Genomic DNA, 26,150 nt, shown 5'->3' on the forward strand with positions numbered 1-26,150 from the left:
TGTGCGCCTTTGGCGCTGTGGCCCAACGCTCATAGCGAACAGAGGCCAAGTTTGAGAGGAATGCCGGTAAGGTGGGGCCAGTTAAAGCATTCTTCACTTGAAGGAGAACCACTAATGTCTGAGAAGATTTCAATGAACTCGTCGTCTACGGGTATGAATCTGAGCGATAGCGTGTACGAGCGCCTGTTGCGCGAGCGCATTATCTTCCTGGGAACCCAGGTCGATGATGAGATTGCGAACAAGCTGTGCGCCCAGATCCTCCTGCTGTCCGCCGAGGACCCCACTCGCGACATTTCGCTCTACATCAACTCCCCGGGTGGCTCTGTCACTGCGGGCATGGCTATTTATGACACCATGAAGTACTCGCCGTGCGATATTGCCACGTACGGCATGGGCCTGGCTGCCTCCATGGGTCAGTTCCTGCTTTCCGGCGGCACCAAGGGCAAGCGCTACGCTCTGCCGCACGCGCGCATTATGATGCACCAGCCTTCCGCTGGTGTCGGTGGTACCGCTGCGGATATCGCGATCCAGGCTGAGCAGTTTGCTCAGACTAAGCGCGAGATGGCCGAGCTCATTGCAGAGCACACCGGCCAGACTTTTGAGCAGATCACCAAAGACTCCGATCGTGACCGTTGGATGACCGCACAGCAGGCTAAGGACTACGGCATTGTTGACCATGTCATTGAGTCCGTTAACGGTCCGCTGAGCAACTAGGGAATAAGGAGAAAATCACTATGAATCAATCCCAGATGCCAAGTTCCCGCTACGTTCTGCCGTCCTTCATTGAGCAGTCCGCACAGGGCACTAAGGAAACCAACCCATACTCCAAGCTTTTTGAAGAGCGCATCATCTTCCTGGGGACCCAGGTGGATGATACTTCCGCCAATGACATCATGGCGCAGTTGCTAGTCCTGGAAAGCCAAGACCCGGACCGTGACATCACCATGTACATCAACTCGCCGGGTGGTTCCTTTACCGCGCTGATGGCTATTTATGACACCATGCGCTACGTGCGTCCTGACGTTCAGACCGTGTGCTTGGGCCAGGCTGCTTCCGCAGCAGCAGTGCTCCTAGCTGCGGGGGCACCGGGCAAGCGCGCAGCGCTGCCAAACTCCCGCGTGCTTATCCACCAGCCGGCGACCCAGGGTACCCAAGGCCAGGTTTCTGACTTGGAGATCCAGGCCGCCGAGATTGAGCGCATGCGTAAGCTGATGGAAACCACCCTGTCTGAGCACACTGGTCGTACCGCTGAGCAGATCCGCATTGACACTGACCGCGATAAGATTCTGACCGCTCAGGAGGCCGTCGAATACGGCATCATCGATACGGTCTTTGATTACCGCAAGCTCAATGCATAATTTGGAATAACGCTTTCCACGTGGCCCCTGCCATTCAACCGGCACTCCGGTTGCATGGCAGGGGTTTTCTGCTTTTAAAGCAGAGAAGGGGTGTCCTGTTGGCTCGCGCTGCACCCGAAGGGGGGTATCTCTCTTCATACAATTTCTGCAGGTCGTTAGGTTAATTTCTATCGTGCGACACTAAACCTATAATGGTCGATTTGTGATTTAGACCTCTAAGTGGTCATATATTTTTATGGAGAAACACACATCTGACGCGGCGGCCCAGGCTGCTGCGCCCACACCGCAGAGCGGCGAACGTACATTCTTTGGCCACCCATGGGGCTTGGCCAACCTCTTTGGCGTGGAAATGTGGGAGCGATTTAGCTTCTACGGTATGCAGGCACTTGTCTTGCTGTACATGTATTACGCCACTACCGATGGCGGTCTTGGTCTAGACCGCGCGGACGCGACGTCCATCGTGGGTGCCTATGGCGGCTTGGTGTACATGGCTTGCTTGTTGGCTTCCCTTGTTGCCGACCGAGTCTTGGGTGCAGAGCGCACTTTGTTTTATTCGGCCGTTCTGGTCATGGCTGGTCACCTCGCCTTGGCATTTATCCCCGCGGTAACTGGTTTGGCCATTGGTCTTGTCCTCATTGCGGTTGGTTCCGGTGGCGTTAAGACCACTGCGCAGGTTGTGCTTGGCTCCATGTACTCCCGCGATGACCCGCGCCGCGATGGTGGTTTCTCCATCTTCTATATGGGCGTTAATATCGGCGCGCTTGTTGGTCCGCTGCTCACCACCGCGCTGTGGGGCTGGCAGGGTTTCCATTGGGGTTTCGGTATTGCAGCAATTGGCATGGCGCTCGGCCTGATCCAGTATTCGCTCATGCGCAAGACCACCATTAAGGATGCGGGGCACGAGGTTCCAAACCCGGCTAGCCGGAAGCAATTGCTCATGGGTGTGGTGGTAGTTGCAGCCATCATCGTGGTTATGGTGGTGGCATTGGCTACCGGCGCTATTCAGGTTGATTGGCTGTCCAATATTGTCACCGCGGTTGCTCTGGTTGCAGCAATCTATCTGTGGGCACAGATGTATACCTCGAAGTTGGTGACCCGCGAGGAAAAGAACCGCCTGTTGGGCTTTATTCCGATGTTTATTTCCGGTGTTTTGTTCTTCGGAATCTTCCAGCAGCAGTTTACGGTGATGACGATTTATTCGGATGTGCGCCTGGACCGCCACATGTTTGGCTGGGAAATCCCGCCATCACTGGTGCAGTCCATTAACCCGATCTTTATTGTTATTTTCTCCGCTGTCTTCGCAACGATGTGGACGAAGCTAGGGGATAGGCAGTGGTCCACCCCAGTAAAGTTCGGCGTAGCCAATATCGTCATCGGCATCTCCTTGTTCTTCTTCCTTCCTTTCTCGGGTGCGGAAGCGAACTCCACCCCGATGTTTGTCATCGTTTTCATCCTCTTCCTTTTCACCATGGCGGAGCTCCTTCTTTCGCCGGTGGGCAATGCGCTTGCCACCAAGGTGGCGCCGGTGGCATTCCCGTCCCGCATGATGGCGGTGTGGATGATGGCGGTGGCTATGGGTACCTCGCTGGCCGGCTCCTTGGCTAGCTTCTATAACCCGGATGATGCAGGCGCGGAGAATACCTTCTTCATCTCCCTTGGTGTTGTATCCATCGTGTTGGGTGCCATCCTGCTTGTTCTAAGCCGCTGGGTGGTAAAGAAGTTCTCTACCTTCCGCTAGGCGCTGTAAAGCACCCTTAAATGGGAGGTATGTCGGCGTGATGTTGGCATACCTCCCTAAGTGGTTTTTATCACTCGGGTTAAGCGGGGGCAGGTGGGGGTATTTAATTGGCATTAGCTGGGGAATTTTTATCCCTTCGGAATCCTCTTGGGCTCGATTCTGAGCCCCAGCAGGTTAACAAAAGGTTAACCAAAGGAAATATTAAAGAAAAGCAATTGTCTGCGGATAGGCGCAGGAGTAATCTGCATTTCGTCCGCGACGTGTGAAGGCGCCGCAGATGCATACCGTGTTCATCTTTTCTTTCCAAGGGGCCAACGCTGTGACAGCGACTCTGATTATCCTCGGCATTGTGGTGGTAACCGCCCTTGCCTTTGACTTTACGAACGGATTTCATGACACTGCCAACGCGATGGCTACGTCCATTGCCACCGGTGCTTTGAAGCCTTTTACTGCGGTAGCCATCTCCGCAGTGCTTAACCTTGTGGGTGCCTTCCTTTCGGTCAATGTTGCTGCGACCGTCGCAAAAGGCATTGTTAACCTTGATTCCTACGACCTGTCTGGCGCCGCCGCTGATACCGACGGCCAGGCACTGTTGATGGTCGTCTTCACTGGCCTTATCGGCGGCATCATCTGGAACCTGTTCACCTGGTTGCTGGGTATGCCGTCCAGTTCCTCCCACGCCTTGTTCGGTGGCCTTATTGGTGCCGCCTTCGCTGCGATGGGCTCGGCTGGCGTGGAGTGGTCCTCCATTGCCGGCAAGATCATTATCCCGGCCGTTGCCTCGCCTATCATCGCGGCGCTGGTTTCGGCGTGTGCCACGTTCCTTATCTACTGGGTAACCAACACCATCCCGAATAAGGCTAAGAACGAGCACTTCCGCCACGGTCAGATCGTCACCGCGTGCCTGGTGTCCTTGGCGCACGGCGCTGGCGATGCACAGAAGACCATGGGCGTTATCTTCCTGGCACTGGTTGCCTCTGGGCATGCGGTTGCTGACGCCCGCATTCCAACCTGGGTTATCGTTTCTTGTGCTGTGGCTATCGCGGCCGGCACCATGTCCGGCGGCTGGCGCGTTATCCGCACCCTGGGCAAGGGGCTGGTGGAGATTGAGTCCCCACAGGGCATGGCCGCTGAAGCTACTTCTGCAGCCATCATCCTAACCTCTGCTACCGGTGGTATGGCGCTCTCCACCACCCACGTGTCCACCGGTTCCATTATGGGTACCGGCCTGGGGCGCCGCGGTGCTGAGGTTCGCTGGGGTGTTGCCATGCGCATGGTGTCCGCATGGCTCATTACCTTGCCGTGTGCTGCGTTCGTGGGCTTTGCTACCTGGTGGTTGGCACACGGCGTCTCCTCCTTTACCAACGTCGCAACCGGTGCCATCGTGGACTTCGTCTTGCTGCTGGCAATGGCCGCGCTCATTGTCATCCGTTCCCGTATGAACCCGGTGGATGCTTCCAACGTCAACAATGACTGGGATCCAAACGCCGAGTCCGTGGATTCCTCCATGGGTGCGGGCTCTGACCGCAAGGAGCCAGTTGCTGCCGGCGCCGCACCAGTGTCCGCTACCAATGCGGAGGATGCCTCCGCGCCGTCTATTGCTCAAGAGGAGCGCTAAACCATGACTGCTGCAGAAATCTTCCAGTCCCTCATTCACGTTGCTGGCTTGGCGTTGGTCTTCGGCGCTGGCATTCCGCTACTTTTCTCCTTGGGTATGCGGTGTATGACCGGTGACCCCATTCGCGACGACAACGGCGTCGTTGTTGGCGATACCCCCGCAAGCGCTCAGATGAAGGTGCTTGGCTGGACTGTCTATGCGGTGCTGGCCGTAGTTATCCTGGTGGCCATCATGTGGATTGCCCGCGATACGCTGGATCACTACTTTGGCTTCACGCCGTTTGGTGACCTCTAAGTCATTGTCCTTCCTTGGGGGGATAAACCTCTCATGTGGTGCGCGGCACACTTTCCGTAAGTTAACAAAAGGTTAACTTAAAGCGACTAAAGGGTTGCTTGGTGGAGGTGTGCCGCGTATATTCTTCTCTATCAAACAGAGAGAAAGCCACATGGAGGTGTGAGAAATGAACAAGATGCGTACTTTGCTCGACGGCATCGCTGATGCGTTCAAGGGCTCCACCACTGGTACCGGGCTGGACACTGTGTCGGGTGCTCCGGTTCGTGCTTTGGTGGCAGAATCCCTGCTTGACGCTGATAAGACCCCCGCTACGACTAAGGACGTTGCAGAGGCGCTAGAAACCGTCACCGGTCATGCACCGGATGAACTTGAGATGCTCGATGCAGAACTTTTCCTGCTCGACTTCGACTGGCTGCAGTAAGCAGCAAATGAATGAAATCCCACGAGGCCCCTCGCCGCACACTGTGTAGCAAGGGGCCTCGTGCTTTGTGCACATGGGGGGCGTCGGCAAGCGCGGCTAATCGCGCGGCGGCAGTATAGCCTCGGGAGTCTCGGGCAAGAGCTGACCGCCATCTATGACGAGGGTTTGGCCGGTGATGTAGCCCGCCTCTTCCGAAGCCAGGAAGGCCGCTGCGTTGCCAATATCGCGTGGGGCGCCCAGGCGGTGCAGCGGTACCGAGCGCGTCATTTGATCGAGGTACTCCTGGCCTTGGGCCTCGAGGCCCTCGGTGAGGATATTGCCTGGGAGGACCCCGTTGATGGTGATGCCATCGCGGGCCACCTCGAGCGCGGCCGAGCGCATAAACCCCTGCTGGGCGGCTTTGGAGGCGCCGTAGTGGGCCCAACCGGGAAAGCCCGTGTGCGAGCCGGTGATAGATGTGGTGATGACGATTCGTCCATAGCGGCGTTGCTTGAGGTAGGGGAGCGCCTCTTGGACCACCTTGAAAGTGCCGTGGGTGTTGATGGCAAACATCGCCTCCCACTTATCATCGGTCATCTCTGCCAGCGGGCAGTTGGGAAAGACGCCAGCATTGGAGCACACAATGTCGAAGCCGCCGTGCTCGGCAGTGACCTGGCGGTACATGTCCTTAACCGAAGCGCGGTCGGTGACGTCCACGCGAATGGCGCTGGCACCCAACTCCTTAGCGGTAGCGGTGGCGTGGTCTAAGTCGATATCGGCGATGATGACGGTGGCGCCGGCCTCCCGCAGCGAGGCGACGATGCCGCGGCCAATGCCGGAGGCGCCGCCGGTGACAACGGCTACCCGGCCTGTGAGATCGAACATGATGCTCCTGTTCCTAAAAGGGGTGGGATGAGGGTGATTTCACCTTCTAGTTTAGGCCGCAGGAGCAGGAAGGGCCTGGGAAATTCGCCACGCGGGAGGGAATGAATGAAGGGCCTGTCGGGTTGATTTACTAAGGTAGAAACAGATGAAGATTAAGCCGCTCGGAAGGGTAGAATCGTCCTTCCAACTGTGGATAGCGGTACGAAAAGCGAGTGTGAAAGAACTTAATGGCACGTATGCAAGAAAGCGCTGACCTGCTCAAGTGTTCCTTTTGTGGCAAGAGTCAGAAGCAGGTGAAAAAGCTCATCGCCGGCGGCGGTGTCTACATCTGCGACGAGTGCATCGAGCTATGCAATGAGATCATCGAAGAGGAACTGGGCCAAGAGCAGGCGCAAGAATCCTCCGATGCAGAGGTGCGCCTGCCCCGACCCTCGCAGATTTCCGCCTTCCTAGACAAATATGTCATTGGCCAAGACAAGGCCAAGCGCGTGTTGTCTGTGGCGGTGTATAACCACTACAAGCGCATCAAGGCCGAAGAGTCGGCCGCGTTGGAGGCCCGCCGCAAGAAGGCCGAGGGCGATGAAGTAGAAATCTCTAAGTCCAATATCTTGATGTTGGGCCCCACCGGTTCCGGTAAGACCTACCTGGCGCAGACCTTGGCCCGGCTTCTCGATGTCCCCTTTGCCATCGCCGATGCCACCAGCCTCACCGAGGCCGGCTATGTGGGTGAAGATGTGGAAAATATCCTCCTGAAGCTGCTGCAGGCCGCGGACTTTGACGTGGAGCGTGCCCAGCGCGGCATCATCTACGTCGACGAGGTGGACAAGATTTCCCGCAAGTCGGAGAACCCGTCCATTACCCGCGACGTGTCCGGCGAGGGCGTGCAGCAGGCCCTGCTGAAAATCCTGGAAGGCACCGTGGCGGCCATCCCGCCGCAAGGCGGGCGCAAGCACCCGAACCAGGAGTTTATCCAGCTGGATACCTCCAATATTTTGTTCATCGTCGCCGGCGCTTTCGCTGGGCTGGACCAAGTCATTGCGGATCGCGTGGGCAAGAAGGGCGTGGGCTTTGGCGCCAACCTGGATACCAAGGACGAGCGCGAAAAGGTTGACCTCTTCTCCCAGGTGCGCCCCGAGGACCTAGTGAAGTTCGGTCTTATCCCCGAGTTCATCGGCCGCCTGCCGGTCGTGGCCACGGTGGATAACCTGGACCGTGAATCCCTGGTCAAGGTGCTTACCGAGCCCAAGAACTCCCTGGTTAAGCAGTACAGCCGCCTCTTTGAGATGGATGACTGCGAATTGGACATCGAGCCGGCGGCATTGGATGCCATCGCGGAGCTCGCCTTGGAGCGCAAGACGGGTGCGCGTGGCCTGCGCGCCATCATGGAAGAGCTTTTGGTCCCAGTCATGTACGACCTGCCAGACCGCGAGGATATTGCCACGGTACACATCACGTCGGAGTGCGTGACCGAGGGAGCGGAGCCGCAGTTTAGCTATAAGGATGAGGCAAAGGAATCCGCTTAAGCCGGCGCTATTACTCCTCGTTGTAGATATCCTGCGGGGAGGCCTCGTCGCCTTCCTTGGTATCGAACGAGGACGAGGTGAGGTAGGACTCGTGGCCTGAGTCCGGAATATTGGCGGTCAAAAACGCCAGCACAGCATCGACGGTGAGCCTATGCATGCCGTCGATATTTTCTTGGGTATTGAAGTTCACGCCCAGCATGTTTTCCACCATCACCTGGTTTGTCACGCGGTAAACCGTCAACGAGGAAATCAGGGTGAAGATGTCATTGGCGGAAATGCCCGGGCGGAAGGCGCCGGCGTCTTGGCCCAAGAGCAGCAGGCGGTCAAGGTGGAGGGCTACCCCGGCGACGTCGGCAATAGCCTGCTGTGCCGGGTCCACAATCTGCTGGTTAGTTTCCCATACCAGCATGCGAATGGCCTCCGGGTTGGCTACGCGCTCGCGGAAGAGCCAATCCACCAACTTGCGCACGCCTTCGACCGGAACTGCGGTATCGATTTCCAGGGCATCCTCAGGTGGATTAAGGCGCTGCGCGGCGGTGCTCAGCGCACGCAGGTACAAGCCCTTCTTATCGCCAAAGTGGTAATGAATCATGCGCTTGGACATGCCGGATTCTTGGGCGATGGTCTCTAGCTTGGTTTCTGTAAAGCCAAAACGGGAAAACTGCTTGATCGCAACGTCCACCACGGAGTCAATGCTGACGGATTCCGCGTGGGCAGCGTGAGGAGAATCCGCCTGGTCTGCAGCCTGCAGTGGGTCAGTATTCTCAGTGCTCATTGCGTAAGTCCTTAATCCTTGCGGCGCGGCGGTGGCGCGGTGAACTGATGTCTAATAGTGCGGGAGTTGGCAATCCCTCTGCATTCTGGGTGTGCAGCGTGGGGGAGTGTCCCGCATTTCCTTTTCCTATCATGCCCGATTAATCACCCCGTGCGGGAGTATCTGGCCCATTGGGGGCGCTAATTTGGAGGTGAATGGGGGTAATTTAACGCAAGTGCCCTAGATTTTCCCTCCAAAAGAGGGGGCCAGATTCACAGCGCGGAGGCTGGCGGTGGGGCTAAGCTCGGGGATGAATTACATTGTCGCAGCCCTGATTGAGGAGGCTTTTACATCATGACTCAGCCCGTCAAGATCACTGTCACCGGCGCCGCCGGCAACATCGCGTATTCGCTGCTGTGGCGCATCGCTGCCGGCGATGTGTACGGAAAAGACACCCCGGTAGACCTAGCATTGCTGGAAATTCCCGCTGCGGTGGATAAGGCCCAAGGCGTAGCCATGGAGCTCAACGACTCCGCCCTGCCGTTGGTTAACTCCATTACGGTTACTGATGATCTCAAGGAAGCCTTTGAAAACACCTCCGCCGCCTTTCTTGTAGGTGCTCGCCCGCGCAGCAAGGGAATGGAGCGCGCCGACCTACTGGAGGCCAATGGCGCCATCTTCACTAAGCAGGGCAAGGCCATCAATGACTACGCCGCGCGCGATGTCCGCGTGCTCGTTGTGGGCAACCCGGCTAATACCAATGCCCTCATCGCTGCGAATAATGCCCCCGATTTGGATAACTCCCAGTTCAGCGCTTTGATGCGCCTGGACCACAACCGCACCCTGAGCCAGCTCGCGCTAAAGACGGGCAAGTCCACCACCGAATTCACCAAGGTGGCGGTCTGGGGCAACCATTCCGCTAGCCAGTTCCCGGATATCACCTACTCCAACGCGGAGGTGGACCAGGAATGGTACCGCGAGGAAATGATCCCCAAAGTGGCCAAGCGCGGTGCGGAGATTATTGAGGTACGCGGCAGCTCCTCGGCCGCATCGGCGGCGTCGGCAGCCGTGGACCACATGCATGACTGGATTCATGGCACCGAGGACTGGCGCACTGCGGCGGTGCCATCGGACGGATCCTACGGCGTCGACAAGGGCCTTATTTGCGGATTCCCCACGGTCAGCCGCAACGGCCAGTGGGAGATCGTGCAGGGACTGGAGCTTAGCGAGTTCCAAAAAGAGCGCATCGAGACCTCTGTGGCCGAGCTGCGCGAGGAGCGCAAGGCCGTGGCGGACCTGCTCTAAAACCCGCTTGGTGCGCACCTCATACTCGGTGCGCACCCTGCCTGGCTGAGCCGGTTGACGTGCAAGGTAGAATCGGCCAGGTGACTGAGCAAAATAATGAGCAATTAGTTGGTACCAACCGCGCCGATGCGCTGCCTAAGTCGTGGGAGCCGCAGGCCGTAGAGAAGGACCTCTATGAGGGCTGGGTAGAAAAGGGCTACTTCACTCCGGATGCGAATTCGGAGGCTGAGCCTTATTCCATCGTGCTGCCGCCGCCAAATGTGACCGGCCAGCTGCACATGGGCCACGCCCTGGACCACACGCTGATTGATTCCATTATCCGCCGCAAGCGCATGCAGGGCTACGCCACCCTGTGGCTGCCTGGTGCCGATCACGCAGGTATTGCCACCCAGACCAAGGTCGAGGCCAAGCTCAAGGAGACCGAGGGCAAAAAGCGCTGGGACTATGAGCGCGAAGAGTTCATTGACAAGGTCTGGGAATGGAAGGAGCAGTACGGCGGCACCATCCAGAACCAGATGCGCGCCATCGGTGACTCCGTGGACTGGTCCCGCGAGCGGTTCACCTTGGATGATGGCCTCTCCCGCGCCGTCCAGACCATCTTTAAGAACCTCTACGATGAGGGCATGATCTACCAGGCCAACCGCCTGGTGAACTGGTCGCCGGTGCTTGAGACCGCCGTCTCCGATATCGAGGTGGTGTACAAGGACGTCGAGGGCGAGCTGGTGTCCATCCGCTATGGCTCGCTCAATGACGATGAACCGCACCTCATCGTGGCCACCACCCGTGTGGAGACCATGCTGGGTGACGTCGCCATTGCCGTCCACCCCGACGATGAGCGCTATGCCGACTTGGTGGGCAAGGAGCTGTCGCACCCGTTCCGCGATGACCTGACGCTCAAGATCATCGCCGATGATTACGTGGACATGGAATTCGGTACCGGCGCGGTGAAGATCACCCCGGCGCACGACCCGAATGACTACGCGATGGGCACCCGCCATGACTTGGATATGCCCACGGTCATCGATACCACCGGCCACATTGCCAATACCGGTACCCGCTTCGACGGCCTGACCCGCGAGGAAGCACGCGTGGAGATCCGGGAAGCGCTGCGCGAGCAGGGCCGCATTGTTAAGGAAATCCGCCCATACGTCCACTCCGTGGGCCACTCGGAGCGCTCCGGCGAGCCCATCGAGCCGCGCCTGTCCCTGCAGTGGTTCGTGGACGTGGCCAAGATGGCCAAGGCCTCTGGCGACGCCGTGCGCGAGGGCGATACCACCTTGCACCCGCAGTCGCTCGAGCCCCGTTACTTTGAGTGGGTCGATGACATGCACGATTGGTGCATTTCTCGCCAGCTGTGGTGGGGCCACCGCATTCCTATCTGGTACGGGCCGGAGGGCGAGGATGGCCAGCGAGACATCGTCTGTGTCGGCCCTGATGAGGAGCCGCCGGCAGGATACGAGCAGGATCCGGACGTGCTGGATACTTGGTTCTCCTCCGCGCTGTGGCCATTTTCCACCCTGGGGTGGCCGGAAAAGACCCCGGATCTAGAGAAGTTCTATCCCACCAACGTGCTGGTTACGGCCTATGACATCTTATTCTTCTGGGTAGCCCGCATGATGATGTTCGGTACCTTTGCCGGCACCCACACCCCAGAGCTTTTGGGTGAGGGCGCAGAAGGCCGCCCGCAGGTGCCGTTCAAGGATCTCTATCTGCACGGCTTGGTGCGCGATGAGCAGGGCCGTAAGATGTCCAAGTCCTTGGGCAACGGCATTGACCCGATGGATTGGGTGCGCGATTACGGTGCGGACGCACTGCGCTTTACCCTCGCCCGCGGCGCCAACCCCGGCGTGGACCTGCCGCTGGGCTCCGATGCCGCCGCGGCCGCCCGCAACTTTGCCACCAAGCTCTTTAACGCCACCAAGTTCGCGCTCATGAACGGCGCTGGAGTGGCCACGCTGCCGAACCGCGAGGAGCTTAGCGACGCCGACCGGTGGATCCTTGACCGCGCCGAAGAAGTCCGCGTCAAGGTGGATGCCTACCTGGATGACTACCAGTTTGCTAAGGCCAACGAGCTGCTCTACCACTTCACCTGGGACGAGCTGTGTGACTGGTACCTGGAGATTGCCAAGACCCAGATCCCGCGCGATGGTGTAAGCGAGCAGGGCCGCAATACCCAGATCGTGTTGGGCCGCGTGCTCGACGTCGTCCTGCGCCTGCTGCACCCGACCATGCCATTCGTTACCGAGGTGCTGTGGAAGGCGCTGACCGGCGGCGAGTCCATCGTCGTGGCACCGTGGCCAACCGTTGCCGATACCAATGGTGGCGCCACCAAGGATGAGGTGGCCGCCCGCCGCATCGAGGACGCCGATAAGCTCATCACCGAGCTACGCCGCTTCCGCTCCGACCAGGGCGTAAAGCCTTCCCAGAAGGTGCCGGGCCGCCTCGACTTCGCCGCAGCGGATCTCGCCGGCCAAGAGGAACTGGTGCGCAACCTGGCCAATACCACCGCCCCTGGCGAAGACTTCGATCCTTCCGCCTCCATCGAGGTGCGCCTTTCCCAGGCCACCGTGGAGGTCACCCTGGACACCCACGGCGCGGTGGACGTAGAAGCCGAGCGCAAGCGCCTGGAAAAGGATCTGGCCAAGGCCAATAAGGAACTGGAGCAGACCGGCAAGAAGCTGGGCAACGAGAACTTCTTGTCCAAGGCGCCGGAAGAAGTGGTCAATAAGATCAAGGAGCGCCAGCAGGTCGCCCGCGAAGAGGTCGAGCGCATCACCAGCCGTTTGGAGGGCCTGAAGTAGTGGCGGACAAGGACAAGGAGACTGAGGACTTCGAAATCGTCGATGCCCTCAAAGAAGGAACCGACGGTGGCCCGGTGGAAATCACCGAGTCCGGCCTGACGCTCAATTTGGGCATGGGCAGCGAGGACGAGTACAACGAGGCCGCCCCACAAGAGGTGTCGGCCGAAGAGCTGCGCGCCCTCGCGGAGGTAGAAGAAGAGCTCAACGAACGCTGGCCGGAAACCAAGATTGAGCCTTCCCTCGACCGCATCGAGATGCTCATGGATCTGCTCGGCCACCCCGAGCGTTCTTTCGATGTCATCCACATTGCCGGCACCAACGGCAAGTCCTCTACCGCACGCATGGTGGATTCGCTCCTGCGCGCCTTCCACCGCCGCGTCGGCCTTGTCACCAGCCCGCACCTGCAGCGCGTCACGGAGCGCATCGGCATCGATGGCCAGCCTATCCACCCGCGCGATTATGTGCGCATCTGGCACGAGATCAAGCCTTTTGTGGAGATGGTCGATGCCCAGTCGGACGTTCCCATGTCCAAGTTCGAGGTCCTTGTCGGCTTGTCCTATGCCGCGTTTGCCGACGCTCCCGTGGACGTCGCCGTCGTCGAAGTCGGCCTCGGCGGCCGGTGGGATGCCACCAACGTGGTCAATGCGGATGTCTCCGTCATTACCCCGGTGGGCCTGGACCACACGGATTACCTGGGCGACACCCTCGCAGAGATTGCCGGTGAAAAGGCCGGCATTATCAAGTCGCGCGAGGATGCCGATGATCCGCTGACTCCCAACGAAAACATTGTGGTTGTTGCAGAACAGGACCCTGAGGCAATGCGGGTCATCCTGCAGCAGGCCGTAGACGTGGAGGCGGGTGTGGCCCGCTCCGGTTCTGAGTTTGCTGCCCTCGAGTCCCGCATCGCCGTCGGCGGCCAACAGGTCAATATCCAGGGCCTTGGCGGCCTGTACGAGGATATTTTCCTGCCCCTGCACGGCGAGCACCAGGCCAAAAATTCCGCCGTGGCTCTTGCTGCGGTGGAGGCTTTCTTCGGCGTCTCGGCCGGCCACCCGCTGGATGTTGCGACCGTGCGCAATGGCTTCGCGCAGGCAATTTCTCCTGGCCGCCTAGAGCGCGTGCGCACCTCGCCGACGACGTTTATTGACGCCGCCCATAATCCACATGGCGCCAAGGCCCTCGGCGCGGCGCTGGACCGCGATTTCGATTTCGCCCGCCTCATCGGTGTGCTCTCTATTTTTGCGGATAAGGACGCCACCGGCATCCTCACCGCACTAGAGCCTTACCTCACCGAGGTCGTCATCACCCAAAACTCCTCGCCGCGCGCCCTCGATGCCTACGACTTGGCAGAGACCGCCCGCGATATCTTTGGCGAGGAGCGAGTGTACGTAGCCGATAACTTGCCGGGCGCCTATGCCCAGGCCGTGGAGCTTGCCGAGGACGCCGAGGTCCAGTCCGGCTCCGGCATCATCATCACCGGCTCGGTCGTCACCGCTGGTGATGCCCGCGCGATGTTTGGAAAGGAACCTGCATGAGCCGCGACAATCACCACCCGCGCGGCGAGCACCAGCCTCGCCCGCCCCGCCGCACCCGCGGCCGTGGCCGCGAAGAACAGATCCCGGAAAGCGAGATCGGCCCGCTTGGCATGGGCCAAGCCCCAGTCAAGGACCCACTCAAAAGCTTCAACGGGATGGTCATTGCCAGCTCCCTGACCATGGAGGCGCTCGCCCTATCTTTCGCGCTGCCGATGCTCTACAAGCTCTATGACGGTACGTTGTGGGCCCCCTTCAACTACGGCTTTGTCATCGCCGCAGTGGTATTCCACCTCGTGATGATCGCGTTCATGAATAAGAAGTGGGCGCTGTCCGTCATCGTATGGGCGCAGCTGTTGTGCGTCATTGTGGGCTTTATGGTCCACTGGGCTGTGGCCGCCATCTTCATCATCTTTGGCATGGAGTGGCTGCTGGCCGTCTACCTGCGCAGCAACCTCATTGCCCGCATGAAGCGCGGATACCTCACCACGCAGCACCTCAACGAGAAATAGGCTCGATACCTCCGGCGGGTGGGGCAGACACGATAGACTAGCGCCCATGCGCACTCTCTATCTCGTCCTTGCCGCACTCGCCTGCATCGCTGCGGTGGTAGCCCGCGCCGCAACGGGAACGCCGTGGCTACCTCTAGTCGCCCTCATTATTGGCGGCGTTTTTCTAGTTTTGGCCCTGCGGAGCAACTTCGAGCCGGCCAAAGAAGCCACCTTTGAGGATTTGGATAAGGAGCAGCTCGCGGAGCTGCAACGACTGCTGGCCAACGGCCAATTCGGCGCAGCAGTAGGTCAGGTGCGCCTGTGGTTCAGGGGGACTTCGCAGGAGCGCGCCGAAGAGATAGTCAAACAACTCGCATAGCCCTGGACCCCCACACTTTTACCCCAAAGGAATACCCCAGCGCGCGACGCATGCGTGCGGTTTCGGTACAGTGTGGGGCATGACTGAACGTACACTGATTCTCATCAAGCCGGACGGCGTAAAGAACGGCCACGTAGGCGAAATCATCTCCCGCATCGAGCGCAAGGGCCTGAAGCTGGCCGAGCTCGACCTGCGCGTTGCTGACCGCGAGACCGCGGAGAAGCACTACGAGGAGCACAAGGACAAGCCATTCTTCGGCGACCTCGTCGAGTTCATCACCTCCGCACCGCTTATCGCTGGTGTTGTTGAGGGCGAGCGCGCCATCGAGGCATGGCGCCAGCTGGCTGGCGGCACCGACCCAGTCTCCAAGGCCACCCCGGGCACCATCCGCGGTGACTTCGCCCTGACCGTTGGCGAGAACATCGTGCACGGCTCTGACTCCCCAGAGTCCGCAGAGCGCGAAATCGCTATCTGGTTCCCGAACCTCTAAACTTCTGCGCACTTAGCGCATCATTCAGCCCGAGCCTGTAGGCTCGGGCTTTATTTATTGCTTGACTCATAAGCCTAGGCGGAGAGCCACATGCCGAGAATCCGGCCCTACCCTGAATAAGTATTGAAACGGCAAAGCCGCAAATACGTAGAGAAGCAGAACTGGAGCAGGGGTTTTGTTTCGGGGCTGAAGGTGCTTAACGCGGCAGATCATTGCTGAGGATATAGCACGCGAAGTCATTTACTTCGCAGACTAGGACTGGAGTTCTCCTAATCGAAGGAGAGTAACTGGCGCAGTGTGCGGAAGGCTTCCTTTTGCACTCGATGGGTAACGGTACGGCCCGATTGTTGCTTGATTAAAAGACCGGATTCCCTCAACTTGCCGAGGTGATGAGAAACCGTCGGTTGGCTAAGGCCGGAAAGCGCGGTTAACTCCGTAACACTCATTGGGCCGCAGCCCTCGTCGCACAATACGGATAGCAGGCGCAGGCGGGCTGGGTCGGCAAGTACCTTAAATTGCTGGGAAAAGCGGAGGGAGTCGCCCTGGCTGAGCGGGCCACTGCTCAGGGAACAGCACTGTGCATCCGGGGTGTTATCGGCATTGCTAGGGGAGGAGTCCATGTACACAGTATAAGGAGTCTGCCTCCCACTCCGTTATATTGACGAGTATCAATATGGGTGACTAAAGTACTGCTCGAAAGTTGAATTCCTCGTCGCACAAGGAGAGCCATGGCCGTTACGCAACGCCCAAAGTTGTCATTTCTCGATAGATTCCTTCCCGTTTGGATCATCATGGCCATGGCTGTGGGGCTATTGATAGGCCACTTCCTGCCAGGCATTGGAGAAGCACTGTCTGCTCTAGAGGTTGGCGGTATTTCTCTTCCAATCGCGCTGGGCCTGCTAGTTATGATGTATCCGCCCCTGGCTAAAGTCCGCTATGAAAAGACCCGAGATATTGCTGCCGATGGCCGGTTGATGGTGGTATCGATTGTGTTGAACTGGTTGGTGGGGCCTGCAGTGATGTTCACCCTGGCGTGGATATTTCTTGCCGATCAGCCAGAGCTGCGAACCGGCCTGATTATCGTTGGGCTAGCCCGTTGTATCGCAATGGTCCTAGTATGGTCCGATCTCTCCTGCGCCGATCGGGAGGCCACCGCCGTTCTTGTCGCCATAAACTCTGTATTCCAGGTAGCCATGTTCGGTGTGCTGGGATGGTTCTATTTGCAGATTTTGCCAGGGTGGTTGGGGCTAGATACCACCTCTGCTGATTTCTCTTTCTGGTCTATCGTCACCGCGGTTCTCGTATTTTTGGGAGTCCCCCTGCTGCTTGGTGTGCTCTCACGGGTCTGGGGTGAGAAAGTCAAAGGCCGCGAATGGTTTGAAAACCGCTTCCTTCCGGTAGTTTCTCCCTTGGCGATGATCGGCTTGCTCTATACCATTGTGTTGCTGTTCTCCCTGCAGGGAGAACAGTTGGTAGCGCAGCCCACGGTGGTGATCAAGGTTGCGATTCCGTTGGTCATTTACTTTGTTGGAATGTTTTTCCTAGCTTTGGGTGTGGCAAAGGTTGTGGGAATGAACTACGCGCAATCCGCTTCCGTTGCGTTTACCGCAGCTGGTAATAATTTCGAGCTAGCCATTGCAGTTTCCATCGGTACATTTGGAGCTACGTCAGCACAGGCCCTTGCCGGTACCATTGGGCCACTAATTGAAATTCCAGTGCTCGTAGGACTTGTGTACGTGATGCTCTGGATAGGTCCGAAAATTTTCCCAGGAGACAAAAGCTTGCCAAGTTAACGCCGGCCCACTTGATACAAACAGCGAACCCCAGTCGGCGTGATGGTGATGGTCCACTTTGCGGGCGCGGTGCGCAGTCCCATGCGGCTGAGCTTCACCAGGTCCGCCTTTGCCAAAGCATCGAGGTGTTCGGATAGAGGGTCGAGGTCTACCTTCATGAACTTCGAGAGGGCAGTGGAATTAATCGTGTTTCCCTGCACCGCGCCGGCGGCGACGAGGGCGGTGAGGATGTCCGAGTGGGCGTCGGAAAGCTGCAAGCGAGCCTCCGTAACCCCGTCGAGCGGGTCCTTTTGCAGGATCTTCTTAATGCGGCGCCGGCCGATGCGGAAGGACTGGGAAAACATGCCCCATATACCCAGCGGCAAGCCAAAGGCCCACCATGCCCCGGACAGCATCCCGGCAACGGGCGGTGCCAGCTCAATCTCTGGAAGAAGGTCGGCCGCGCTCAGTGGAGCCATGACCAACGGCGCAGCGATCGGGATAAACGGCGCGATATAGGCAATCGTGGGATAGTCGCCATCGCGGAACTCCTCTTGCGCAGCGTTGATGCCGCGCGGGTAATTGCGGATGAGGTGCACCAACCCCAGCACCGCAAAGACGGCAAAAACACCGGCTCCCATCAACATATAATCCACGCCTGTGTTGGCGAAGCCAATGGCAAAGCCGGTCGGCACGCCAAAGTAGAGCGCCGAGCGCACCGGGACTTCATTGCGCTGCCGATGCTGCGCCAGTTCGCGGGCGGGGATTCGTGTTAGTTCTGCCACCCCGCCAACATAACACCGCCTGCCAGCTTGCCCGCGGTTCTGTGACACAATGGGGGATAGCGCGTACGAGACGCGGCATAACTTCATATCCCACAAACTTTTTTAGCGCGCACTATGCCTCGTGCGGCGGCGGTACGGTCTTCGGCCGTGCCTGCGCCCGAGGCCGCGCCAAATACAGACGATGTACAGGAGTAAGCCCGAACATGGTGGCACAGAACTCTCAAGAAACAACTGAAAGCCTCAAGGCAGCGGCGTCTTTGGCCCAGAACCTGGACCGTAGCCAACTAAAGGACAAGACCCGCGTGTATTCCCTGGCCAAGCAGCTGGGGCTTTCCTCGCGCGAGCTGGTGGCACAGCTCAAAGACATGGGCCTGAAAAAGAGCGCGCAAAGCTCCCTTTCCCGCGAGGAAGCAGGCCAGGTGCTGGATACCGTAGCGAACGCCGCCGCGGTTGCCGACGCCCCCGCAACCTCCCCCGAAGCTTCCACTCAAGCACCGGCTGAAGAGGCCAAGGGCGAGGCCGCCGCACAATCGGAAGAGAACGCGGACGAGGATAAGGAAAAGAAGCCGGCTAAGAAGCGCACCAAGCGCGCCCGCAAGGCCACCCGTAAGTCCGCTGCCGTGGAACCCGAAGAGCCGGCCGATGCCGCCGAGCCAGGGGAGGGGGAGCAGTCCGCGGAAGATGAAGAACACCTGCGCCACCGCGTGCGCAAGAACGTGGACAATGAGATTTCCCAGATCGAAGACAAGGTAGAGGCATCGCTTGCCCAGGCCGCAGCCGAAACTGGCGCAGCGGCCGAGGGGCCTGAGGACGCGGAAGCGGCGGAACCCGAAGCGGCAGAAGCCACGGATGAGGCGGACGAAGCACCGGCTAGCGCGCTTGATACCGGAACGGTTGATGCAGCGAAGCTGCACGAGGTGTTGGCTGAAGCCGGTGAAGATTTCGAGGATGACTACTACGCCCCGCACATCGTCCCGCGCGCCGAGTCCGAGGAAGACTCCGACCACTATGACTTTGCGCCTATCTTCATGGCCCCGCAGCAGGACGAGGCAGGGGCATTCGCACCGGCTGTAGATGCAGCGGAGGAGGACTTCTCTGCAGACGACTCCGCACGCGACGACGATGAGGGCGCTGCCGATTCCGCCGAAGATAGCCGCGAGCACTCCGGCTCCGGCTCCGACCGCGGTTCCGGAAAGTCTGAGGGCCGCCGCCGCGGGCGCCGCGGCGCATCCCGCGGACGCGGCGCCGGTGCGAAGCGTGAAGAGCAGGCAGACGAGCCCGAGCACATTGAAGAGCCGAAAGCCATCCGCGGCTCCACGCGCATCGAGGCTCAGAAGCGCCGCCGTGCCGAGCTGCGCGAAAAGGGCCGCACCCGCCAGCACATCGTCTCCCAAGCGGAGTTCCTTGCCCGCCGCGAAGCTGTGGAGCGCACCATGGTGGTGCGCGATAAGGAGCGCGAGGACGGCGCCGGCATTATCACCCAGGTGGGCGTGTTAGAGGATGACCTGTTGGTCGAGCACTTCGTGACCACCGAATCCCAGGCCTCGCTCATTGGCAATATCTACTTGGGCCGCGTCCAAAACGTGCTGCCGTCCATGGAGGCGGCTTTCGTGGACATTGGACAGGGCCGAAACGGCGTGCTCTACGCCGGTGAAATCGACTGGCGCAAGACCAAGCTGCACGGGCGCGCCCGCAAGGTAGAAAACGCCCTGAAATCCGGTGACCAAGTGCTGGTGCAGGTGGCTAAGGATCCCATCGGTCATAAGGGCGCGCGCCTTACCACCCAGATTTCCCTTGCTGGCCGCTACCTGGTCTACGTACCGGGCGGGCGCAGCGCCGGCATTTCCCGCAAGTTGCCTGCCCCAGAGCGCAAGCGCTTGAAGGATATCCTCGGCCACGTGGTTCCAGGCGATGGTGGAGCGATCATCCGCACCGCCGCCGAAAACGTACCGGAAAAGGCAATCGCTACCGACGTCAACCGCCTGCACAGCCGGTGGGAGGACATCGTGGCACACGCTAAGAAAGAAAAATCCTCCAAGGGCGCCAAACCGGTGACCATGTATGAAGAGCCGAACATGCTCATCAAGGTGGTGCGCGATCTCTTCAACGAAGACTTCACTGAGCTCATCGTCGATGGCAAGCGTTCTTTCAACACCGTCCGTGCTTATGTGGATTCCATGGCGCCAGACCTTGCGGACCGCGTGGTGCGCTACCGTGCCAAGGACCACGGCGGGCAAGATGCCTTCGATGCCTACCGCATTGATGAGCAGGTGCATAAGGCGCTTTCGCGCAAGGTATGGCTGCCCTCCGGCGGCACGTTGGTCATCGACCGCACCGAGGCCATGACCGTGATTGATGTCAATACCGGAAAGTTTACCGGTTCCGGCGGCAACCTGGAGGAAACGGTAACCCGCAATAACCTCGAGGCGGCCGAAGAAATCGTGCGCCAGATGCGTTTGCGCGATCTCGGCGGCATGATCGTCGTGGACTTTATCGATATGGTCCTGCCGGAAAACCAGGATCTGGTGCTGCGCCGCCTGAAGGAAGCCTTGGGCCGCGATCGCACCCGCCACCAGGTCTCGGAGGTGACGTCGCTGGGTCTGGTGCAGATGACCCGCAAGCGCCTCGGCACCGGCTTGGTAGAAACGTTCTCCACCGAGTGCGAGTGCTGTAACGGCCGTGGCATCATCATTCACCAGTATCCGGTGGATGAGGCCGAGGACGAGCAGCGCTCCAAGCATTCTGGCCGCAAGCCCAAGGCGCACAAGAAGCAACACCACGATCCGCAGCAGCAACCGGCTGCGGTGGCGATGCATAAGCACGAGCTTGACGACGCCGCCGAAAGCTCCTCCAAGCCTAAGCGATTTAAGAAGACCCAGGCGCCGGTCTACGGTACCGAGAGCGAAGAGGCCGCACGGGAATCTGCGAAGACGTCGCTGGAAGATCTCGTAGCGAACGTCGTTGTAGATGAGCGCGGTCCGGCTCAGTCGCACGCTGGATCGGAAGAGGACAGCGGGGAGCATGACCGCAACAAGGAGCGCGGACGTGGACGCGGTCGCCCCCGCGCGCGCAAGCACACCCAGACTGAGGTATCCGATATCGAGGCCATCGCGTACGCCGCGGCGGATAATGCTGCTGAGAGTGACGAGGCGCAGGAATTTAATTCCTACGTCCCCGATGCGGATACGGACGCCGACTCGGGTGCTATTGCGCAGGTACACCCAGGTGCCGGGGCGGGCTCCAAGCGTGGCAAGAAGCCGCGCCGGGCGACGCGCCGGTCTAAGGCCACGCGTACGGCTGCGGGCGGCGAGCAGAAGATTACCGAGAAGGCAACGGCTACGGAGACGGCAACTGAAAAGACCTATGACGAGGCAGTAGCTGAGTTTGAGGCTTCCCCACGCCGCAAGCGCCGCACCCGCGGAAATTCGCGCTCCGATAGGCGCCCGCAGCCGCAGGATTTCGCGGTCTCTGGTGAGCAGGACTCCGCCGACACCGGCGGTAACGCTAGCGGGGCTGAAGCCCAGCACGGGCAGCAGGCCTCGCGCGAAGAGCGCAAGGCTCGCGGGCGTGGCCGCCGTCGTGCGGTGCGCACCCAGCAGGCCAAGCGTCGGACCACCTCGCGCGTGCCGCACGAGGTCAAGGAAAAGGCGCAGGAGCACGAGCACAAGCAGGCGGGCGGGTCCGCCGAGCAGCGCCATGAAAAGGCCGCTGGCACCGCGCGTGCGGGGCGCGCCGGTGGCAAGGGCCGTGGGCGTCGCCGTGCCGTGCGCCAGGCCGCTCCTAAAAAGGCGGTAGCAGAGAATCCGAAGGCAGCGAAGACCGCCCAAGGCCGTTCGACGCAGCAGGGCGGCTCGCCGGATCGTTTCGATGCTGGCCAGCGGGCGACCACGGGCGATACCAAGGTGCTGCGCCGCGGAAAGAAGAGGGCGGTGCGCAAGAAGGGGACGTCGGCAAGCGCCAAGGCCCCAAAGGCGCAGGATAATCCGGCCCAGAAGCAGTCTTCCGCGAGCGGTGCGCACAAGGAAATGTCGCGCGCTAAGTCTGGGCGCGGCCGACGCCGCGTAGCACGGCGAAGCACGTCTTAGGGCTACGCCACGCGGGCGCAAACAGTGTGGTTTGTATTTTGTGCCCGCTACGGGGTAGTCTTTGACAGTCGCTGTTTAGTACTCACGGCGCTGGATCAGTCCGACACTCACTAAGTGAGCTGTGCGGGCATGTTCGCGCGGGAACTAAACGCAATATGTAAGTGTCCATTCGGAACGTGGCCTCCCCGGTTGCTTCCGAGCGAGTTTAGATAAGGGGTAACCCTCTATGTACGCGATCGTCAAGACCGGCGGCAAGCAGTACAAGGTTGCTGAAGGTGACCTCGTCAAGGTCGAGAAGATCGAGGGTGAGCCAGGCTCTGCCGTAGCTCTCACCCCGGTTCTGCTCGTCGATGGCGCCGATGTTAAGTCCAAGGCTTCCGACTTGGAGAAGGTTTCTGTCTCCGCAGAAATCGTTGAGCAGGGTAAGGGCCCGAAGGTCGATATCCTGAAGTACAAGAATAAGACTGGTTACAAGAGGCGTCTGGGCCACCGTCAGCCTGTGACCACCTTGAAGATCACCGGTATCAAGTAAGCCTTAACCGGCTGTAATTATCCCTAAAGGAGGGAAAACCACATGGCACACAAGAAGGGTGCTTCCAGCTCCAGCAACGGTCGCGATTCCGAGTCCAAGCGTCTCGGCGTCAAGCGCTTCGGTGGTCAGCAGGTTAATGCCGGCGAGATCATCGTGCGTCAGCGCGGCACCAAGTTCCACCCAGGTGAGAACGTAGGCCGCGGCGGCGACGATACCCTGTTCGCGCTTGCAGCTGGCTCCGTTGAGTTCGGTATCAAGCGTGGCCGTCGTATGGTCAACATCGTTCCGGCTGAAGAGGTTGCTGCAGAGGCAACTGCCTAACTAAGGCCGATGAGGTTAATCCTCGAGCCTGCCCCACAGTAGTGTGAGGGTGGCTCGAGGATTTTCTGGTTTTGTGGATACCGAAACGAGGCTCCACCCGGATAATAGATACACCACGCTAGCGGACACAACCGATGGGATGGCCGACTAGGTAGGCGGACTCAATCCGGTTGCGGTTGGAGTCCAGCCCAAGACACGCATTACACTGGCGGGGACAAAGATTTAACTAACGGAGGGTTTGACCATGGCACGTTTTATTGACCGTGTTGTCCTGCACCTGCAAGCAGGCGACGGTGGACACGGCTGTGTGTCTGTCCACCGCGAGAAGTTTAAGCCTTTGGGCGGCCCGGATGGCGGCAATGGTGGCCACGGCGGCGACATCATCCTCGAGGTTTCTGAACAAATCCATACGCTTATGGATTTCCACTACCGCCCGCATATTAAGGCGCAACGCGGTGGCAATGGCGCCGGCGATATGCGCAATGGTGCTCGCGGTGAAGACCTGATTTTGGAGATCCCGGCTGGCACGGTGGTCCGCACCGAAAAGGGCGAAACCTTGGCGGACCTTACTGTTCCCGGAACGCGTTTCGTGGCCGCAGAAGGCGGGTTTGGCGGTCTGGGCAATGCCGCATTGGCCTCCAAGAACCGCAAGGCACCAGGCTTTGCTCTACAGGGTGAACCGGGTCAAGCCCATGACCTGATCCTTGAGCTGAAATCCATGGCGGATGTAGGGCTGGTGGGCTTTCCATCGGCAGGCAAGTCCTCGCTCATCTCGGTGTTATCGGCCGCAAAGCCCAAGATCGGTGATTATCCTTTTACCACGCTGCAGCCGAACCTCGGCGTGGTGGATATGGGAGATAGCTCCTTTACTATCGCGGACGTACCGGGCCTTATCCCAGGCGCGGCCGATGGCAAGGGGCTCGGTCTAGACTTTTTGCGCCATATTGAACGCACGGCGGTGCTGGCCCATGTGGTGGATACCGCCACTATTGAGCCCGGCCGTGATCCGGTCTCTGATATTGAGGCGATGGAAAATGAGTTGGCTAAGTACCAGGAGGCTTTGCAGGAAGATACTGGTTTGGGGGATCTGCGTGAGCGCCCCCGCGTCATCATCTTGAATAAGGCAGATGTGCCTGAGGCCGAAGAGCTGGCGGAATTTGTCAAGGATGATCTGGAAGAGAAGCTTGTCTGGCCTGTCTTTATTATTTCGGCCGTCGCTCGCAAGGGGCTGGATCCGCTGAAGTTCCGGCTCATGGATATGGTTACTGAGCACCGTAAGGCCCAGCCGTTGCCAAAGAAGGATAAGAACCACACCGTTATCCATCCCAAGGCGCAGGGCCATAAGAAACATACCGGCGCGTTTGCTGATTTCACCGTGAAGGCCGATCCTGAGGTCGAGGGTGGCTTCATTGTTGAGGGCAAGAAGATTGATCGCTGGATTACCCAGACTGACTTTGAAAATGATGAGGCAGTGGGCTTCTTGGCGGACCGCTTGGCCAAGGCCGGTGTGGAGGATGAGCTGCGCGAGCAGGGTGCTGTGGAAGGCTGCCCGGTGACTATCGGCGGCATTACCTTCGAGTGGGAGCCGATGACCGGCGGTGATCCGACGATGGCAAGCCGTGGCGAGGACGCCCGCCTGAAGGGCACCGGCCGCGTTTCCGCCGCCGAGCGCAAGCGTGCCTCGCAGGCGCGCCGTGGCCTTATTGATGAGTACGATTATGGCAATGATGAAGAGGTCACCCGCGAGGGCGCTAACCGCGATAGGTGGCAGGGCTAGTTTCCAGATCCCCCTATTCTTGGGGTGTGCTGGAGGGTGGGCTTTGTAAACTCGGTTGGCATGTCTTCTGATGAACAGAAAGAACCCATCCTTCCGCTTCCGGTAGAACCTTTTGCCGGTCCTACCGCTGATACCCCTTTCCCGGAACCTCGCGTTGAAAACCCCACTGCTTCAGGGTTTGAGTCGGATCTCCGCCACGAAATCGCTCAGGCTAAGCGCGTCGTGGTAAAGATTGGTTCCTCTTCTCTCACGGATGAGAACTTCCGTGTCTCCCAGGAAAAGATTGATCACATCGTCGATGCCGTCCATGCGCGTATGGGCCGCTCCGATGTCATCATCGTCTCCTCCGGTGCGGTTGCCGCCGGTATGGGCCCGCTCGGCCTGCACCAGCGCCCCACCGATTTGGCTACCAAGCAGGCATCCGCGTCCGTCGGCCAGGTGCACTTGGCCTATGTGTGGGGCCAGTCCTTTGCGCGCTATAAGCGCACCATCGGCCAGGTCCTTCTGACCGCGTCCGATACCGGCCACCGCGACCGTGCCCGCAATGCGCAGCGCACCATCGACCGCCTGCGCCAGTTGCGCACCATCCCGATCGTGAACGAGAACGATGCGGTGGCGACGTCCGAGATGCACTTTGGCGATAACGACCGCCTCTCCGCGCTGGTGGCCAACCTGGTGGGCGCTGACGCGCTCTTCCTCTTCTCTGACGTGGATGGCCTTTACGATAAGAACCCGGCCGAGCCGGATGCCAAGTTCATCGATGAGGTGCGCACCGGCAAGGATCTGAAGGGCGTTGTGGCTGGCGATGGCGGCAAGGTCGGCACCGGCGGCATGGCCACCAAGGTCTCCGCGGCCCGCCTTGCTACTCGCGGCGGCATTCCAGTGCTGCTGACCTCTACGGACAATATTGGCCCCGCGCTTGCCGACGCCTCCGTGGGCACCGTCTTCCACACCCGCGAGGAACGCCAGCTGTCCGCCTGGAAGTTCTGGGCTCTCTACTGCGCCGATACCGGCGGAGCCGTCCGTCTCGATGAAGGCGCCAAGGAGGCCGTGACCAAGGGCGGAACGTCTTTGCTGGCCGTCGGCATTACCGATGTGCAAGGCGAGTTCACCAAGGGCGAAATCATCGACATCTTGGGCCCGAACGGTGAGGTCATCGGCCGCGGCGAGGTCCGCTTCGACTCCGAGGAGCTCCACGCCATCAAGGGCAAGAAGATGGAAGAGCTTCCCGAGGAGCAGCGCCGTTCCGTCGTCCACGCGGATTATCTGTCCAACTTCGCCTCCCGCATCTAAACCCGAGTCCGAGATTC

Annotated in this window: 23 protein-coding genes; 19 read left to right on the forward strand and 4 right to left on the reverse strand. The window is 59.6% G+C overall.

Annotation, left to right across the window (positions count from 1 at the left end; genetic code table 11):
- Nucleotides 1–114: 114 nt before the first annotated feature.
- From MHY13_RS02675 to MHY13_RS02700, 6 genes are all read left to right on the forward strand, one after another.
- Entirely contained in the window at nt 115–714 is a 600-nt protein-coding gene (locus tag MHY13_RS02675; protein WP_005324051.1) for an ATP-dependent Clp protease proteolytic subunit, read from the forward strand.
- Between the two features lie 20 nt (nt 715–734).
- A complete protein-coding gene (locus tag MHY13_RS02680) occupies nt 735–1,358 on the forward strand; it encodes an ATP-dependent Clp protease proteolytic subunit (protein ID WP_005324052.1) in 624 nt (207 codons plus the stop codon).
- A 235-nt stretch (nt 1,359–1,593) separates the two neighbouring features.
- Nucleotides 1,594–3,096 carry a peptide MFS transporter gene (locus MHY13_RS02685; protein ID WP_200435300.1) on the forward strand — a complete coding sequence of 501 codons (1,503 nt, stop codon included), beginning with the start codon at nt 1,594–1,596 and terminating at the stop codon, nt 3,094–3,096.
- 319 nt (nt 3,097–3,415) lie between these two features.
- Nucleotides 3,416–4,714 carry an inorganic phosphate transporter gene (locus tag MHY13_RS02690; protein ID WP_239280513.1) on the forward strand — a complete coding sequence of 433 codons (1,299 nt, stop codon included), beginning with the start codon at nt 3,416–3,418 and terminating at the stop codon, nt 4,712–4,714.
- 3 nt (nt 4,715–4,717) lie between these two features.
- On the forward strand, nt 4,718–5,008 hold the full coding sequence (locus MHY13_RS02695) for a hypothetical protein (RefSeq protein WP_239280515.1): 291 nt from the start codon (nt 4,718–4,720) through the stop codon (nt 5,006–5,008).
- A gap of 166 nt (nt 5,009–5,174) precedes the next feature.
- Nucleotides 5,175–5,429, forward strand: a complete 255-nt coding sequence (locus MHY13_RS02700; protein ID WP_239280517.1) for a hypothetical protein — start codon at nt 5,175–5,177, stop codon at nt 5,427–5,429.
- A 96-nt stretch (nt 5,430–5,525) separates the two neighbouring features.
- Here the strand turns inward: MHY13_RS02700 and fabG are convergent, their stop codons facing one another.
- A complete protein-coding gene (fabG, locus tag MHY13_RS02705; RefSeq protein WP_239280519.1) occupies nt 5,526–6,293 on the reverse strand; it encodes a 3-oxoacyl-ACP reductase FabG in 768 nt (255 codons plus the stop codon).
- A 227-nt stretch (nt 6,294–6,520) separates the two neighbouring features.
- Between fabG and clpX the strand changes: the two genes are divergently transcribed.
- The gene (clpX, locus tag MHY13_RS02710) at nt 6,521–7,816 is read left to right on the forward strand and encodes an ATP-dependent Clp protease ATP-binding subunit ClpX (RefSeq protein WP_204611160.1); all 1,296 of its coding nucleotides are present in this window, start codon (nt 6,521–6,523) and stop codon (nt 7,814–7,816) included.
- 10 nt (nt 7,817–7,826) lie between these two features.
- Here the strand turns inward: clpX and MHY13_RS02715 are convergent, their stop codons facing one another.
- Nucleotides 7,827–8,591, reverse strand: a complete 765-nt coding sequence (locus MHY13_RS02715) for a TetR/AcrR family transcriptional regulator (protein ID WP_204611162.1) — start codon at nt 8,589–8,591, stop codon at nt 7,827–7,829.
- A gap of 333 nt (nt 8,592–8,924) precedes the next feature.
- Between MHY13_RS02715 and MHY13_RS02720 the strand changes: the two genes are divergently transcribed.
- From MHY13_RS02720 to ndk, 6 genes are all read left to right on the forward strand, one after another.
- Nucleotides 8,925–9,875 (forward strand): malate dehydrogenase, encoded by a 951-nt coding sequence (locus tag MHY13_RS02720; protein ID WP_239280521.1) that lies wholly within the window; start codon nt 8,925–8,927, stop codon nt 9,873–9,875.
- Between the two features lie 80 nt (nt 9,876–9,955).
- Complete coding sequence (locus MHY13_RS02725) at nt 9,956–12,676, forward strand: valine--tRNA ligase (RefSeq protein WP_239280531.1); 2,721 nt, start codon at nt 9,956–9,958, stop codon at nt 12,674–12,676.
- A complete protein-coding gene (locus MHY13_RS02730) occupies nt 12,676–14,211 on the forward strand; it encodes a folylpolyglutamate synthase/dihydrofolate synthase family protein (protein WP_239280533.1) in 1,536 nt (511 codons plus the stop codon). The genes MHY13_RS02725 and MHY13_RS02730 overlap by 1 nt, the downstream gene beginning before the upstream one ends.
- A complete protein-coding gene (locus MHY13_RS02735; protein ID WP_239280535.1) occupies nt 14,208–14,720 on the forward strand; it encodes a DUF4233 domain-containing protein in 513 nt (170 codons plus the stop codon). Before MHY13_RS02730 ends, MHY13_RS02735 begins: the two co-directional genes overlap by 4 nt.
- Before the next feature lie 46 nt (nt 14,721–14,766).
- The gene (locus tag MHY13_RS02740) at nt 14,767–15,078 is read left to right on the forward strand and encodes a hypothetical protein (RefSeq protein WP_239280537.1); all 312 of its coding nucleotides are present in this window, start codon (nt 14,767–14,769) and stop codon (nt 15,076–15,078) included.
- Nucleotides 15,079–15,157: 79 nt separating this feature from the next.
- Nucleotides 15,158–15,568: a nucleoside-diphosphate kinase gene (ndk, locus tag MHY13_RS02745; RefSeq protein ID WP_005324068.1), complete on the forward strand. Its 411-nt coding sequence runs from the start codon at nt 15,158–15,160 to the stop codon at nt 15,566–15,568.
- A gap of 269 nt (nt 15,569–15,837) precedes the next feature.
- Here the strand turns inward: ndk and MHY13_RS02750 are convergent, their stop codons facing one another.
- Nucleotides 15,838–16,188 carry a metalloregulator ArsR/SmtB family transcription factor gene (locus MHY13_RS02750; protein ID WP_239192360.1) on the reverse strand — a complete coding sequence of 117 codons (351 nt, stop codon included), beginning with the start codon at nt 16,186–16,188 and terminating at the stop codon, nt 15,838–15,840.
- A gap of 108 nt (nt 16,189–16,296) precedes the next feature.
- Here MHY13_RS02750 and arsB point away from each other — a divergent pair, with 108 nt between their 5' ends.
- Entirely contained in the window at nt 16,297–17,361 is a 1,065-nt protein-coding gene (gene arsB, locus MHY13_RS02755) for an ACR3 family arsenite efflux transporter (protein WP_239280539.1), read from the forward strand.
- Here arsB and MHY13_RS02760 read toward each other — a convergent pair.
- A complete protein-coding gene (locus tag MHY13_RS02760; protein WP_239280540.1) occupies nt 17,358–18,125 on the reverse strand; it encodes a hypothetical protein in 768 nt (255 codons plus the stop codon). The two genes, arsB and MHY13_RS02760, sit on opposite strands and share 4 nt — an antisense overlap.
- Before the next feature lie 203 nt (nt 18,126–18,328).
- Here MHY13_RS02760 and MHY13_RS02765 point away from each other — a divergent pair, with 203 nt between their 5' ends.
- The 5 genes from MHY13_RS02765 (at nt 18,329) to proB (ending at nt 26,133) form a co-directional block, all read left to right on the forward strand.
- Complete coding sequence (locus MHY13_RS02765) at nt 18,329–22,210, forward strand: translation initiation factor IF-2 N-terminal domain-containing protein (protein ID WP_239280550.1); 3,882 nt, start codon at nt 18,329–18,331, stop codon at nt 22,208–22,210.
- Between the two features lie 226 nt (nt 22,211–22,436).
- Nucleotides 22,437–22,742 carry a 50S ribosomal protein L21 gene (gene rplU, locus MHY13_RS02770; protein WP_049377209.1) on the forward strand — a complete coding sequence of 102 codons (306 nt, stop codon included), beginning with the start codon at nt 22,437–22,439 and terminating at the stop codon, nt 22,740–22,742.
- A 42-nt stretch (nt 22,743–22,784) separates the two neighbouring features.
- Nucleotides 22,785–23,063, forward strand: a complete 279-nt coding sequence (rpmA, locus tag MHY13_RS02775; protein ID WP_005324079.1) for a 50S ribosomal protein L27 — start codon at nt 22,785–22,787, stop codon at nt 23,061–23,063.
- 244 nt (nt 23,064–23,307) lie between these two features.
- Nucleotides 23,308–24,840 (forward strand): GTPase ObgE, encoded by a 1,533-nt coding sequence (gene obgE, locus MHY13_RS02780; protein WP_239280552.1) that lies wholly within the window; start codon nt 23,308–23,310, stop codon nt 24,838–24,840.
- 60 nt (nt 24,841–24,900) lie between these two features.
- Nucleotides 24,901–26,133: a glutamate 5-kinase gene (gene proB, locus MHY13_RS02785; protein WP_239280554.1), complete on the forward strand. Its 1,233-nt coding sequence runs from the start codon at nt 24,901–24,903 to the stop codon at nt 26,131–26,133.
- Nucleotides 26,134–26,150 lie beyond the last annotated feature (17 nt).

Origin of the sequence: Corynebacterium sp. ACRPE, assembly GCF_022347435.1 — a bacterium.
Taxonomy (GTDB): Bacteria; Actinomycetota; Actinomycetes; order Mycobacteriales; family Mycobacteriaceae; genus Corynebacterium; species Corynebacterium tuberculostearicum_D.

Coding starts and splice junctions, on each gene's coding strand:
- MHY13_RS02720 (WP_239280521.1), top strand. CDS start 8,925: ATGACTCAGCCCGTCAAGATCACTGTCACCGGCGCCGCCGGCAACATC.
- MHY13_RS02680 (WP_005324052.1), top strand. CDS start 735: ATGAATCAATCCCAGATGCCAAGTTCCCGCTACGTTCTGCCGTCCTTC.
- MHY13_RS02695 (WP_239280515.1), top strand. CDS start 4,718: ATGACTGCTGCAGAAATCTTCCAGTCCCTCATTCACGTTGCTGGCTTG.
- MHY13_RS02735 (WP_239280535.1), top strand. CDS start 14,208: ATGAGCCGCGACAATCACCACCCGCGCGGCGAGCACCAGCCTCGCCCG.
- rplU (WP_049377209.1), top strand. CDS start 22,437: ATGTACGCGATCGTCAAGACCGGCGGCAAGCAGTACAAGGTTGCTGAA.
- MHY13_RS02685 (WP_200435300.1), top strand. CDS start 1,594: ATGGAGAAACACACATCTGACGCGGCGGCCCAGGCTGCTGCGCCCACA.
- ndk (WP_005324068.1), top strand. CDS start 15,158: ATGACTGAACGTACACTGATTCTCATCAAGCCGGACGGCGTAAAGAAC.
- MHY13_RS02715 (WP_204611162.1), bottom strand. CDS start 8,591: ATGAGCACTGAGAATACTGACCCACTGCAGGCTGCAGACCAGGCGGAT.
- proB (WP_239280554.1), top strand. CDS start 24,901: ATGTCTTCTGATGAACAGAAAGAACCCATCCTTCCGCTTCCGGTAGAA.
- MHY13_RS02740 (WP_239280537.1), top strand. CDS start 14,767: ATGCGCACTCTCTATCTCGTCCTTGCCGCACTCGCCTGCATCGCTGCG.
- arsB (WP_239280539.1), top strand. CDS start 16,297: ATGGCCGTTACGCAACGCCCAAAGTTGTCATTTCTCGATAGATTCCTT.
- MHY13_RS02750 (WP_239192360.1), bottom strand. CDS start 16,188: ATGGACTCCTCCCCTAGCAATGCCGATAACACCCCGGATGCACAGTGC.
- clpX (WP_204611160.1), top strand. CDS start 6,521: ATGGCACGTATGCAAGAAAGCGCTGACCTGCTCAAGTGTTCCTTTTGT.
- obgE (WP_239280552.1), top strand. CDS start 23,308: ATGGCACGTTTTATTGACCGTGTTGTCCTGCACCTGCAAGCAGGCGAC.
- rpmA (WP_005324079.1), top strand. CDS start 22,785: ATGGCACACAAGAAGGGTGCTTCCAGCTCCAGCAACGGTCGCGATTCC.
- MHY13_RS02700 (WP_239280517.1), top strand. CDS start 5,175: ATGAACAAGATGCGTACTTTGCTCGACGGCATCGCTGATGCGTTCAAG.
- MHY13_RS02675 (WP_005324051.1), top strand. CDS start 115: ATGTCTGAGAAGATTTCAATGAACTCGTCGTCTACGGGTATGAATCTG.
- MHY13_RS02765 (WP_239280550.1), top strand. CDS start 18,329: ATGGTGGCACAGAACTCTCAAGAAACAACTGAAAGCCTCAAGGCAGCG.
- fabG (WP_239280519.1), bottom strand. CDS start 6,293: ATGTTCGATCTCACAGGCCGGGTAGCCGTTGTCACCGGCGGCGCCTCC.